At 65.1% G+C, this 14080-nt stretch carries 8 protein-coding genes; all 8 read left to right on the top strand.

What is annotated here, in order from left to right; genetic code table 11:
* Positions 1-1248: 2-amino-4-hydroxy-6-hydroxymethyldihydropteridine diphosphokinase (gene folK, locus FJZ36_00420; GenBank protein MBM3213371.1), on the top strand; the 1248-nt coding region annotated here is incomplete at its 5' end.
* Between the two features lie 8 nt (positions 1249-1256).
* A complete protein-coding gene (locus FJZ36_00415; protein MBM3213370.1) occupies positions 1257-1949 on the top strand; it encodes a deoxynucleoside kinase in 693 nt (230 codons plus the stop codon).
* Between the two features lie 202 nt (positions 1950-2151).
* Positions 2152-8661 carry a hypothetical protein gene (locus FJZ36_00410; GenBank protein MBM3213369.1) on the top strand — a complete coding sequence of 2170 codons (6510 nt, stop codon included), beginning with the start codon at positions 2152-2154 and terminating at the stop codon, positions 8659-8661.
* Positions 8662-8688: 27 nt separating this feature from the next.
* A complete protein-coding gene (locus FJZ36_00405) occupies positions 8689-9651 on the top strand; it encodes a PorV/PorQ family protein (protein ID MBM3213368.1) in 963 nt (320 codons plus the stop codon).
* A 316-nt stretch (positions 9652-9967) separates the two neighbouring features.
* The gene (gene mltG / locus FJZ36_00400) at positions 9968-11065 is read left to right on the top strand and encodes an endolytic transglycosylase MltG (GenBank protein ID MBM3213367.1); all 1098 of its coding nucleotides are present in this window, start codon (positions 9968-9970) and stop codon (positions 11063-11065) included.
* A 5-nt stretch (positions 11066-11070) separates the two neighbouring features.
* Entirely contained in the window at positions 11071-12423 is a 1353-nt protein-coding gene (lpxC, locus tag FJZ36_00395; GenBank protein MBM3213366.1) for a UDP-3-O-[3-hydroxymyristoyl] N-acetylglucosamine deacetylase, read from the top strand.
* 56 nt (positions 12424-12479) lie between these two features.
* Positions 12480-13271: an acyl-ACP--UDP-N-acetylglucosamine O-acyltransferase gene (gene lpxA / locus FJZ36_00390; protein MBM3213365.1), complete on the top strand. Its 792-nt coding sequence runs from the start codon at positions 12480-12482 to the stop codon at positions 13269-13271.
* Positions 13271-14080: an LpxI family protein gene (locus FJZ36_00385; GenBank protein MBM3213364.1), complete on the top strand. Its 810-nt coding sequence runs from the start codon at positions 13271-13273 to the stop codon at positions 14078-14080. The genes lpxA and FJZ36_00385 overlap by 1 nt, the downstream gene beginning before the upstream one ends.

Raw genomic sequence — 14080 nt, 5'->3', positions numbered from 1 at the left:
AGGTGGCTGTCGGTCGCTCTGACCCATCGCTCTGCGGCGGAGCCGTCAGACGACGGTGATTCGGACTCCCACAACGAACGCCTCGAGTTCCTGGGCGACGCGGTCATCGATCTGGCGATTCGCAGCAGGCTGCTCGCGACCCACACGCGTGCGTCCGAGGGCGACCTCAGCCGGACACGTGCGCGACTCGCAAGCCGGAGACATCTGGCAGGGGTCGCCGAGGCGCTGGGTATCGACCTCCATATCCGAGCGGAGCTGGATATCGGCACGAGCCATCCCTCGCGGCGAGAGCGCGTACTTGCGTCTGCATTCGAGGCGATTGTCGGCGCTGCGTATCTGGACGGAGGCTTCGAGTGCGCCTGCAGGATCGCCGAACGGGTGCTCGAGACCGTCGCCTCAGACCCTGGCGAGGACGACGCATTTGACTCGCGCTCCGATCTCCAAGCGTACTGGCAGGCACGAACGGGTCGACCGCCACGCTACCAGATCGACCGGGTCGGCGGAACGGACCATTCCCCGCACTTCCGCGCGCAGGTCCATGGCGGTACATTCCTCTTGGGTCAGGGCGTGGGCCCAACGAAGCGAGCAGCCTGCCGCGACGCGGCGAGGATTGCCCTCGACCGCCTGCGGAGCGATGGTCCATGGGCCCGGCGAGCGGAATCTTCCGCCGAAGAAGAACCGGCAGCGATCGGCGACGGAGCTCCGTCAGCAGCGCCGGATGTACCAGCGAGGACCGGCGAGATGACTCGCGCCTACGTCGGCATCGGTTCGAACGTCGGGGACCGGCTGGGGTTCCTTCGGGCTGCCGTCCGCGCACTGCGGGAGCGAAGCTTCGAAATCTCGGCGGCATCGAGAGTCTACGAAACGGAACCGGTCGGATACCGGGACCAACCGTGGTTTCTGAACGCGGTGCTGGTCGCACACACGGACTCGGATGTTCGGGCGTTCCACGCTGCCCTCAAGGCGATCGAGCAGGAGATCGGGCGGCTTCCCACGATGAGGTGGGGACCGCGCGAGATCGACCTCGATCTGCTGCTGTTCGGTTCCGAGCGAGTTTCCGACGAGCGCTTGTCGGTACCCCATCCTCGGATCGCGGAGCGCCGATTCGTGCTCGTTCCACTTGCCGACGTCGAGGGTCCCGAATGCACGGCGGCGCTCGGAGCCAACCTAGCGGATCTGCTGAGAGTCTGCGAAGACGCCAGCGACGTCCGACCTGCCTTTGAGCCGACTGCTCTTCTCGGAGGATAGGCGCTTCCATGGACCCCGAAGGACCTGACACGACGAATCTGAGCGAGGCTGCGCTCGCGGGCTTGCGCAAGCGAAGGCACATCGCCGTGGACGGTCCTCCCGGCGTTGGGAAGACGCATTTCGCTCGACGGCTCGCCGAGGTCGTCGGCGGGAAGCTGGTGCTCGATCCTGCCAGCCGCAGTCCGTACCTGGACCGCCTCGGGACGGACCCCGACCGATATGCGTTTCCGGCGCAGTGTCGGTTCCTCATCGACCGGTGTGAACAACAGCGCGATCTCCTGTCGCAAGACATCGTCAGTACGACCGTCGTGTCGAACTATCTGCAGGCGAAAGATCGCATCTACGCCTACCTGAACCTGGACGACGAAGAGCTCGCGCTGTATGAGCGCGTCCATGGCTATGTGGCGGTAGACGCCCTCCGACCCGACCTTGTCGTGTTCCTGCACGCGAACGCGCGTCAGCTTGCCCTGCGGATTCGCAGCCGGCGCTTCGCGTCTGAGTCTTGGATCAGCGAGACGTACCTGGAGAAGGTCGTTCAGGGCTACCACACGTTCCTCTTCCAGTACTCTGCCACCCCCGTTCTGGTCGTCGATACCGAAGGCATCGACATCAGCCATGACCGGCGAGCCGCTGACGAATTGGTCGAGGAGGCTGGCTTGCTATCGGACGGGAAGAAGAACTATGTGCTACGCCGTCGATGACGCTCGACGGCTGGTCATGCTCAGCCGAATATCCCGCACGACGAAGTCAACCATTCGCCCGGCACTTCGTCTATCATACGGTTCCACGCTTCTTGGGACGAGCTACGGAGAAGGCGGGTCGCCCACGCACCATTCGCCTTGCGATCAGGAACAGCGAGCTACATGACGGACACGGACGACGAGAGGGAATGAAGAACCAGCGATGAGACCACGCAAGAACGGCTCAAGCGCCCAATCAGCCCATGGTCCCTCGTGCGATCCGCGCAGAACGTTGTTGGCATCTCGCTTTGCCTTCGATGCTGACCGGGACAGGGGCACTGAGGGGGATCCGTGTGCACGGACTTCGCCGCGCGGCGGCGGGATTCCCGCCTTCTTGGTGCGCGTTGTCCTGTCCCTGACATTCGCCGTCGTACCGACGTGGAGTGTGCTCGCTCAGGGCTTCACAGTCGCCCCGTACGCGACGGACGCGCTTGACGAAAACGCGGCGCGAGACGCCGCATACGTCCCGACGTTCAGCCCCAACGGCGATGGGTCTCAGGATAGCGCTTTCGTCGTCTTTGTAACGGGCGTGCTGATCGGTAGCTACCGAGTGGTCATCGACACACGTGGACCGGGTGGTGTCGGGGGCCCGGACGGCACGTTCAGCGAGGCGGACGACTGGGTCTCCAAGGGCGCGGTTCAGTCGATGCCAAAGGTTCGTGCAGAGGAAACGACGATTGCCGTCAGTTCGGAGTGGGACGGTGCGGTGGCGTGGGGTTCCACCCAGAAGGTCGCCGAAGGAACCTACAAAGCCCAGATCGCCATCGACAGCTTCGACAACAAGATCATTGATGTCGGCGCAACGACGGCGATTGTCCAGATCACCGTGGACACGACCGCCCCTGTCGTCTCGCTCCGCGTCGGGTCGCTCTCTCCGAACGGCGACGGTTCCCGCGACTCCACGACGGTGTCATACGCCAGTTCAGAGACACCGGTTCGCCTGGACTTCGCCCTGACGGCGGGACCCATCCGAAACACGCCTGCGATCAGCCGTCCTTCGCCGCTGACGAAGACGGCGAACATCACATGGGTGGGAACCGACACTGCCGGGGCGGCGTTGCCCGAGGGCAACTACACGCTGGAAGCGGCGGTCACCGACATCGGAGGCAACGTCGGGAAGGCAACCGGCGACTTCACGGTCGATGTGACGGCTCCTGAGCTCGCGAGCATCACGCCGGCGAACGGCGCTCGACTGAATGCCGGAGTGACCGAATTCGTCGCGATGGTCAACGCCGGGACCGGCTCGGCGCTCGACTTCGACGCGTCGGGGACTGGAATCGCGCTGACCAGCCCGTCTGGAGCTCCGGTTGCCGGCACACTCATCATCGACCGTGCGACGAACACGCTTCGGCTTCAGCTCGGATCGTCACTTACCGCTACAGCCGGCAATGGAGTCTACACGGCGACTGTCACGGCCGTCGATAAGGCGGGGAACCGGCTCGCAAAAACCTCCTCCTTCACGCTCGACACGGTCGCTCCGGTCATTTCCGCTGTGACAACCGGCTCAGGCAAGACCATTGCCGGTGATGAGATCGTCGCGCTCAAGACGACCGACAGCATGTCTTTCGCCATCGTGGAGAGCGGAACCGGCGTGAATTTCGCCACAGCATCCGTGCGACTGACGAGCCCATCCGGCGTCGACGTACCGGTCTCGGTCTCCGAGACCGCCCCGCCTCTCGCCGTGGTGGTGGGATGGTCCAATCTATCCGAGAACGGACGCTACACGCTGACCGTGCAGAACCTGGCGGATGTCGCCGGCAACGTCGGCAAGCAGCGCAGCGTGCCGTTCTATCACGATCTCGTCGCGCCGGTACTGACGTCGCTGACCCATGTCGATCTCGCCGGCGGTACATCGCGCGTGAGCCAGCCGCCCGATGCGTTCGCCGCCAAGGTCCAGGACGCGGTCTCCGGCATCGACTTCGGAGCGACATCGCTCTCTCTCACGAAGGCTGGCGGCTCCACCGTCCCTGCGACGCTGGAGAACGATGGCGTCGACACGGTGACGTTGAGGCCATCCACGCGGTTCGCACTCACCGGCGCTGACGACGGCTCGTACACGCTTGCCGCGACCATCGTGGACAAGGCGGGGAACCGCCTGGCGCGCACGTTCCCTATCGTCTACGACTCGCAGCCGCCCAGGGTCGTGTCGACGACGCCAGCGGCGGGCTCGGTGGTGTCCGAGGCGCTGTCGCAGGCGCGCGTCACGCTGTCGGATGCGACGAGTGGCGTCGATCTGTCCGGCACGATCATCTCGCTGCTCGCTCCGGGCGGGGCGGCTCTCTCTGTGACGGCGCGTCCCACGGACGACACGACGATCACGATCTCATTCGACCCGCTCAAGACCGACGGATCGGCGGACGGCGTCTATGCCCTCCAGATCGTCGCGCGCGACCGCGCCGGCAACGTCGCGGGCACGATTCGCCGCGAGTTCACGGTCAAGACCGGTGCGCCGCGTATCGTGTCGGTGACTCCGGCGAACCGTGGTTACGTCTCGGCGCTGACGAGTGTGTCGGCGACGCTGTCCGGCGCGTCGAACGGCTCGCGGATCGAGGTCACGGGCCCCGACGGCAGAGCTCTGGTCGGCGCTTCCACCTTCGCGGACGGCGTGCTCGCGTTCACGCCACAGCCGGCGCTGGCGACCGACGGACGCGACGATGGGGTCTACACGGCTCGCATCACGCCGACCAACGCGGTCGGCACGTCCGGCGAGACCGGGACCTTCACCTTCACCTACGACACGCAGGTTCCAGAGATTCAGTCGGTCTCACAGATGGACCTCACGGCGGCGGAGTCGTTCGCCAAGGGAACCATCTCCAGGATCACGGCGACCCTCAATGACACGCTCACCGGCATCGACACCACGACATCCCAGATTCGTGTGCGCACGAAGGGCGGCTCGGAGGTAGTGGGATCGCAGACGACCGACGGGAAATCCGCCGTGTCGTGGCAGCTCGCGACGCCATTGGTGCCCGGTGGCGCACAAGACGGCGTCTATGCCGTCGCGGTAACCGCTCGTGACCGGGCAGGCAACCGCCAGGATCGCACCTACACGCTCGTCTACGACACCGTGGCTCCAGCGCTGTCGTCGACAACGCCCGCTGCCAGCGTCACGATCGCATCGGCGTTGTCGGAGGTACGTGCGGAGGTCCGTGACGCGGTGTCCGGTGTGAACTTCGAGAGTTCGCGTCTGGAGCTCACGGGACCTCGGGGTGTCGTGAACGCCACTCAGCGGGCTGATGGCAACGCTCTAGTCCTCGGTTTCCTGCCCCTCCGAACCAACGGGGCGGATGACGGCACCTACACGATCAACGTGACGCTGCAAGATCGCGCCGGAAACTCCGCAACCCGAAGCGTTCCGTTCTACGTGATCACGCGTGGGCTGCGCATCGTGTCGACCACGCCTGCAGCGGGCTCCACGGTCAACGAGCTGCGCACGGTTCAGGCGGTCCTCGAGGAACGTAGCGGCGCGGGTCTGGATTTGGACGCTTCGACCCTCGAACTGCTGAACGCCGCGAGCGCGTCCGTCCCAGGACGCATCAGCCGAGCCGGCAGCACGTTGACGTTCACGACGAATGCGCCGTTCTCGACGGACGGATCGGACGACGGTTCCTACACGATTCGCGTCACGGCGGTCGACGCGCTGGGGAACCGCATCGAGGATAGCCGCGTCGTCGCTCTCGATACGCTCGTTGCCACGGTGGCGAGCACGAAGCCCGCCGCCAATGCGACCGTTTCGGAACCGCTCTCCGAGATCACGATACAACTCGCCGACGACGGCAGCGGGCCCGATCTGATGGGTTCCCAGGTGATCGTCAAGGGCCCGACGGGCAACACGGTTCCGGCGAACCGACGCGCGTCCGGCGACACGCTCACGGTGACGTTCTCGCCGCTGACGGCTGCGGGAGCCTATTCCGTCGAGATCGTGCCGCGCGACTTGGCAGGCAATGCCGCCGAGAGCGCGATCCGCATTCCGTTCACCGTTGTCGTCCTGCCGCCTCGCGTCGTGTCGTTGGCGATTGGGTCCGGCTCGACCGAGTCGTCCTATCGTCGTGAACTCCGCGAGATCAAGGCAGGTCTCCAAGACTTGAGCGGATCCGGTCTCGACCTCCGAGAAGGAGCGTCATCCGTGCGCGTGACCGGTCCGCGCGGCGTGGTCGCCGGGAGGACGACCGCCAGCGGTACGACGCTCACGTGGACGCCGATCCTGCCGCTCGCGACGGACGGCACGGACGACGGGAACTACACCATCGCTGTGACGCCGGTCGATCTTGGCGGACGGACCGGAACGACGGTGGAACGCGCTGTCGTGTACGACTCTCGTCCGCCCCGCGTCACGGCGATATCGCCCGCGAGCCTGAGCCTCGCGCTCAGCTACATCGGTCAATCGATCACGCAGGCGGAGGCGACGCTGGTGGACGACGGCCAGTCGGGGCTCGATCTGGCTCAGCAGTCGGTCCGGTTGCTGGGACCCAACGGCTCCACCGTGGCGGGTCGTGCAACGACCGACGGAACGTCCCGCGTCGGCTGGCAGTTGACTTCGCCTCTGCCCACCGACGGCTCGGCGGACGGCGAGTATCGCGTCGTCGTCTCCGCTGTGGACCGCGCGGGGAACACGGGGAAGTGGGAATACGCCATCGCCTACGATACGCAGGCTCCGACGTTGGTGCGATCCGTGCCCGAGAGCGGCGGCACGCTGGCGACGAATGCTCTGTCCATCGTGGTCACGTTGTCCGACCGCGGAACCAGCGGGATCGATTTCGCGGCGACAACCGCGACGCTGCTCGCGCCGACAGGTTCAGCGGTGTCCGGCATCGTGTCCAACGACAGCGCCTCGACGCTGACGTTCACGTTCGCAGAGGACCTGACGCAGGACGGCACGCATACCCTCCGCCTGTCGATGGCGGATCGCGCGGGGAACCGGCGGAGCACGGACCTCTCGTTCTTCCACGCGGCGAACATCCCGACGGTCGCGTCGACAGCGCCCAAGACCTATCCAGTGGATGAGGCTTTCGCGCCGAAGGGGCTCGCGCAGGTCACAGCCACGCTCCAGGCGACGAACAACGGCGGCATCTCCTTGTCGCCCATCCACACCGAGATCCGGCTGACGGACAACAGCGGGAACACGGTCGCCGGCACGCAGTCGTCCAGCGGCAACGCCACGCTCGTCTACCGGCTCGCAAAGCCACTGGCAGACGACGGTTCCGACGACGGGACCTATCGGATCGTCGTCACGCCCGCCAATGCTGCCGGCAAGCGGGGCGTCGCCAAGACGTTCACGTTCGTCTACGACTCGCAGTCGCCTCGGATCGTCTCGAACTCTCTGCAGACGCTCTACCCGTCCAGCGGGTCGACTCAGAGCGTCGCCGGGTTCTCGGTGGATATCCGGGACATGTCTCCGGCTTCGGGAATCGACTGGGACAACGTGGACGACTCGTGGATGGTGCTTCAGGGCCCGGACGGCAAGCCGCTCGACGGTTCGGTTTCCGGAGACGGTTCCCAGTCGCTCGCGTTGATCCTCACGCGCCCCTTGGCGAGCGATGGGAGCCAGGACGGTGCGTTCACGCTGACGATCGCGCCGCTGGACCGAGCCGGCAACGAGACCGTCGCCATCTATGAGTTCGAGCTCGACACGAAGGCTCCGACCGTCGATGTTGCGACCCTGACGCTGAACGACCGACCTGTCATGGTCGACACGAACAGCCTGGAGTACCCGACAAGTGTGAACTCGGAGTCCGGTATCACGCTTCGGGTGAAGATATCGGATGACGGCGCTGGCGCGGATCTCGCCCGGTCGACGATTTCGGTCGTGTCGCCACAAGGAGCGCCGATCTCAGGCACGACTCGCCAGAACGGCACGGACACGCTCGAGTTCATCTCAGGGGCGCTAGCGGATCAGGGCATCTACCGAGTCCAGATCACAGCAGTCGGACTGGACGTCCACGGGTTGGGCATCCAGCCGTCTCGGACCGCAGGAGCCACGTTCCTCTACGAGAAAACCGCTCCGGTGGCAGCCATCACGAACGCCGGCGGCACTGGCGTCTTCGAGAGCAAGCCGGCTCACATCGCCGGGACGGCGAGTGACACGGCTGGTACTACCGGCGGCGGCAACCAGCAGTTGTCGGTGACGGCTTCGGGCGTGGCGCTCGTTGAGATCGGCGGCACGGGCCCGGACGGCGAGGAGCTCGCCTGGGAAGCCGCTGACGACGAGAGCACGGAGCAGCAGAAGGCATGGGCGCAATGGTCGGCAGACTTCTTGCCCAGTCGGTCCGGCAAGTACCGACTCGCGGTTCGTGTCACGGACCGCGCCGGCAACACGAACATCGTCGATGTCGGGACGTTGGAGTTCACGACCGCACTCGCGTTCAAGGGTCCCGTCTACTCGTGGCCCTCGCCGCTCCATCGAGACGCCGACACGGCGCACTTCTCGTTCGAGACGAACCAAGCGGAGGGCGCTCGCGTCACGTTGAGCATCTACGACGTGGCCGGCACTCTCTTGTTCAGCCGCACGGTCGATGCGTCGCGTGAACGCACGGCGAACAGTCAAGCGATGACGTGGGACCTGAGCAACCGCAGCGGCACACGCGTCGCCAGCGGCATCTACGTCTGGCAGGTCGAAGTCGACGACGGCTCGAGCAAGGTCCGCCGGATGGGACGACTCGTCGTAGTTCGATAGCGGACGCGCACTGGAGAACTGGGGCAGATGGAGACCTCGATGACGAGACGACCGATGCCAACCCTCGTGAGAACGATTGGTGTCGCGGGCGTGCTGCTGTCTGTGGCAATCGGAAACTCGACGGCAAGGGCTGAGAGTGACATCCATGAGAAAGCCGGCACTCGCAGTGCGGCATTCCTCAAGATGGAGTCCGGCAGCCGGGGCGCCGCCATGGGCGGTACGTCCGTGGGTATCACCGGAGACCTCGATGCTGCGTTTGGCAACCCTGCAGCCTTGTCGTCGATCGACGGTCGCCAGATCACCGGCACACACGATTTCTCGTTCGGCGGCATCAGTCACGACACGCTGATCTACGCCCATCGGGTGTCGCCGAAGCTGGCAGTCGGCGCGACTTTCCAGGGCGTGTTCGCTAGCATTGAGCGCCGTGCCGGAGACACGCTCGAGGCTGACTCGGAGTTCACGGCATCCACATACGCCATCGGTGGTGCAGCCGCGTGCCGTCTGGGATCGCTGAGCATAGGCGGCGCGGTGAAGGGAATCCGCGAAGACTACGACATCGACACGGTGACGGGAGCATCGTTCGACCTCGGAGCCCAACTCAGCTACAGGAAGATCGACCTCGGCGGCAGTGTGCTGAACCTGGGCCCAGACATCGACGATGCGCCGTTGCCGACGACCGTCCGTCTGGGAGCGTCCGCGTGCCTGTCGGACGACGGGCCCATGGTTGCCGTCGACGTCGTGATGCCGAGCGACGGCGACACGAGCGTCCGCGCTGGTACCGAGCAATGGTTCCGCGATCAGATCGCCTTCCGCGCCGGATACCAGTTCGCCAACAGCGAATCGCCTGCGAATGGGTTCAGCGTCGGCATCGGTCTGCGGTCGCAGGGTACCAAGGCGCTTGAGAACGTCGACTTCCAGCTCGACTACGCGTTTGTGCCCGACGATGGCGTGGGCGATGGGCATCGCGTTTCGTTTCTTGCGCGCTTCTAGCTCGCCCCCCTCGTGTTGCCTCCCGCAGGTCCATGCGCTATATTGGCGTGTAGAGCGGGGTGAAAGTGGGGCTCGGGCAGGCAGCCGAAATGGATCGAAGCGTGAATCACGCGGACGGTGTGTGTGATTGCGACCTCGAAGCCCGAACTGCCGGGCTCACACCGGGCAACGCGCGTGCTAGGGGCTTTGTCGAGCTTGAGGTGATCCACCTCCCGGAACACCGAACGATCATCTACTCGTGTGCCCGATGCGCGCGCAGGTTCGAGGGGTTTCACGAGCGCGGTAGCTATCGGTTCCTCCCAGTGCTAGGTGGTGAATGAAGCATTACGAACACGAACGCCTCCACGACCTGGCTGCGCGGTGCCTCCGCCAGCGCCTTTTCCAGCGCACTGGACATTCGATCCGTTTCGTTACCCCCAAACGACTCCCCTGGCGAGCCATCGTGGCGGTCGCGGCTTTAGCTACGGCTGCCTTTGGGCTGTCACTCGTGGTTGCCGGGCCATCGCTTGCGGCGTCCAAGGCGCTGAGGAGGTACGTACGGGCAACACACGGAGCCCCTCGCGTCGAGACCGCTACATCTCCTGCGACAGCGCCTCTCGCAGCCTCGATGTTGCCGCAGCCATTCGGTTCCGCCAATGAGAGCGGCTCCGACAGTCAGGCGTCGGACGCGCTTCCGCGACCGGTCGCCCCAACCACGGACTACTTGCTGGACGATCTCCGTGGATCCGCGACATACGTCGTCTGGACGCTTCCAAGCCGCGTGACCAACACGCAGATCGCTCTGCTGTGGCAGGCGAACGGGTTCGGTCCCGCGCTTGAGTTGCTCACAGCCCTGAACGACGACCGTCTCCTCGCCAAGTACGGGCTGAGGAGCCCGTTGCCGGACGGTTACATCCTCGCTGGAAGCTACCGGTTCCCGAAAGGGAGCCCAGCGCGGACCGTGGCGGCTCTGATGTTGGATGAGTTCCACGCTGCGACGGCTGACCTGTTCGCGGACGCGCGACGGCTCTACCCATCGATGAGCTCGCAGGATGTCCTGACGCTCGCATCGATCATCGAGCAGGAGGCGGGTACGGCAGACGGCAAGCGTCGCGTCAGTTCGGTGTTCCACAACCGGCTGAGACGCGGCATGCGGCTTCAGTCTGAGCCGACCATCGCCTACGGTCTCGGGAACCCGCAGCGGAGCATGATGCCTTCCGACCGCTCGGCGCAGTCGCCGTACAACACCTACGTGATCGACGGGATCCCACCCTCCCCCATCTGCAGCGTCAGCCTCGATAGCATCCGGACGGCGGTACACCCAGCCGAAACCGCGTACCTGTTCTTCGACGTCGGAGAAGGCGGAAAGAACCGGTTCTCGACGACGCTTGCCGAGCATGTGGGCGGAAGCCTAGCCGATACGTCGTTGCCGTGACCGCGATGCCGACATCATCCACTGACCGTTCCAAGGACGAATCCACCCTTCAGCAGACGGTCGCGTCGCCTGCCGTCGTGTCCGGCATCAGTCTGATGCTGGGAGTCGAGGCGACGATGCGCGTCTGCCCGGCAGCACCGAACACGGGGATCGCCTTCCAACGAGTCGATCAGCCGGCTCGCCCAACGGTCGCGGTCGTCCCGGAGAACCTAGTCAGCGACTTGGGCAGAAGCACAGGGGTGCGGGCGGGCGAAGCCAGCGTTCAGACCATCGAACACGTCATGTCCGCGCTGGCGGGCGTCGGCATCGACAACGCTCTCATCGAGATCGACGCGCCGGAGCCTCCGATTGGCGACGGCAGTGCCAGCCCCCTCGTTGACGCGATCATCGACGCTGGGATCGCGACTCAGGCGGTACCGCGTCGCCGGCTGCGGCTGTCGGAGCCGATCCACGTCGAGCACGGTGATCGGCGGATCGACCTGATTCCGTCGGATCGATTGCGCGTCACGTTCGTCTTCGACAACTACGGCAGAGCGGGCGTTCAGACGCAGATCGCAACGTTCGACATTACGCCTGAGACGTACCAGCGCGAGATTGCGCCTGCGCGGACCTTCTGCTTCGAAGATGAAGTCGCCGCGCTCCGATCCGCCGGGCTTGGTAAGGGAGCGGACGACTCGAACGTGCTCGTGATCGACGAGAGCGGTCAACCCGGCGGCGGGCACGCCTTCCGCTTCCAAGACGAGATGGTGCGCCACAAGGTTCTCGACCTGATCGGCGACCTGTACACGGCGGGTTCACTGCCGCTCGCTCACATCATCGCGGTTCGGTCGCAGCACGCTCTGAACCTCCAGCTCAGCCGACAGTTGGCAGAACTATGCCGTCAGCAGCAGGAGATTCGCGTCAGCGAGCTCGAACCGCCGCTCGACCTGACCCAGATCGAGGGCATCCTGCCGCATCGGGCTCCCTTCCTGTTCATCGACCGAGTCGTGCAGATCGAAGGCGAGCGACGGATCGTTGCCGTGAAGAACGTCACCGGCAACGAGGACTTCTTCCGAGGGCACTTCCCAGGCAGACCCATCATGCCCGGCGTGCTGATCGTCGAAGCGCTCGCCCAGGCTGGCGGTGTCCTGCTGATGAGGAGTCCGACCTTTGCCGGGAAGCTCGCGTTGTTTATGACCATCGAAGACGCCAAGTTCCGCAGACCGGTGACTCCGGGCGACCAGTTGCGTCTTGAAGTCGAAGCCTTGCGCGTACGCGCGCGGGTCGGTAGACTGCGCGGCGCCGCCTACGTCGGCGACACGCTGGCGGCCGAAGCGACGTTCAGCTTTGCAATCGCCGACCGCGATGCCGTTGGGTAGCCCGCGTTGGCGAGAGACGTGGACCAGTTCGCGGATCCTCAAACACGAGCACCTGTATGCCTGACATCCACTCAAGTGCCATCGTCAGTCCGAACGCCATCTTGGCTGATGACGTACAGATCGGGCCATTCTCGATCATCGACGATGACGTGACCATCGGATCGGGCTCCAGGATCCACGAGCACGTCAAGGTGGCGCGACACACGACGATCGGTTCGGGTTGCGAGCTGTTCTTCGGAGCAGTTGTCGGGCACGTGTCCGTCGACTTGAAGTATCGAGGCGGCATCTGTAGAACCGACATCGGCGACCGCACGGTTCTCCGTGAGTACGTGACGATCTCGGCGTCGTCGTTCGACGGAGGAACGACGTCGGTGGGGAGTCGATGCCTCCTGATGAACTGGTCGAACGTCGCCCATGACTGCGTCATCGGAGACGGCGTGATCATGGCGAACTTCGCGACCCTCGGCGGCCACGTGCAGATCGAGGGCAACTGCCGCATCGGAGCCCACTCCGCGTTCCACCAGTTCGTCCGCGTGGGTCGGGGCTCGATGTCGGGAGCCTGCTCCAAGTTCGTCCAGGACCTGCCTCCCTACACAGTTGCAGACGGTCATCCAGCGCGACTTCGGGGGCTGAATCTGCTCGGGCGCGGGACGGCTCAGAGCCACCCGATGAGAGACGTGCCGGAAGAGTCCGTTCGTCGTCTGAAGCAGGCGTACCGCATCCTGTTCCGCAACGCCACCAACCTGAGCGTGAACGTGGCGCGCGTGCGCGACGAAGTCGAGGACGATGCGTACGTGTCGCACCTCCTCGAGTTCATCGAATCATCCAAGCGCGGCGTCTGCCGCTGATGGTCCCCATGACGGAGCCGCTTGGAATCATCGCAGGAGGCGGGCGTCTGCCCGTCCTGCTTGCCCAGCGCGCCGCTCACCATCGACCCGTGGTGGTAGTCAGCATCGCCGAGAAGACTCAGCCGGAGCTCCTTGCGTCTGCAGCCCGACTGGAGCGCGTTCCCGTCGGGCAGATCGCTTCGATCCTCGCCGTGTTCGATGAGTCGGGAACCAAGGAGCTTGCCATCATCGGCAGCGTCCGCAAGGACGTTGTGTTCCGCCCCACGCAGCTCGACTGGCTCGCGCTGAAGATCCTCGCCCAGACACGAGCTCGTGGCGACCAGGCGATCCTCGCGGCGATCGGCGATGAGTTCGCGCGTCGTGGGTTCGTCATCGCCGATCAGAGGTATCACCTCGGCGACATCGTCCCGAACGCGGGACCGGTGACGAGTCGCCGCATCGGGAAACGCGCGGCGGAAGCGGCGGCATCTGCCATGGCGCTGGCTCGGAGCGTCGCCGATCTGGACATCGGTCAGACGGTAGTGGTCAAGGATGGCATACCGGTCGCCATTGAGGCGATCGAGGGCACGGACGCGGCGATCCGCCGTGGCGCAGAGCTCGGCGGGGAGGGCGTCGTCGTCGCCAAGGCGGCGCGTCCGGAGCACGATTTCCGGTTCGATGTGCCGACGATTGGCGCAGACACGATCCACGTTCTGATCGAGGCACACGCGTCGATGATCGTCGTGGAGGCGGGCAGGACGTTTCTGCTCGACCGCGAGGAGTGCGTGCGACAGGCGGATCAGGCAGGTCTCCGCATCATGGCACTATAG

Source organism: Candidatus Poribacteria bacterium, assembly GCA_016866785.1.
GTDB lineage: Bacteria > Poribacteria > WGA-4E.
This window is presented reverse-complemented; position numbering and strand designations above follow the sequence as displayed.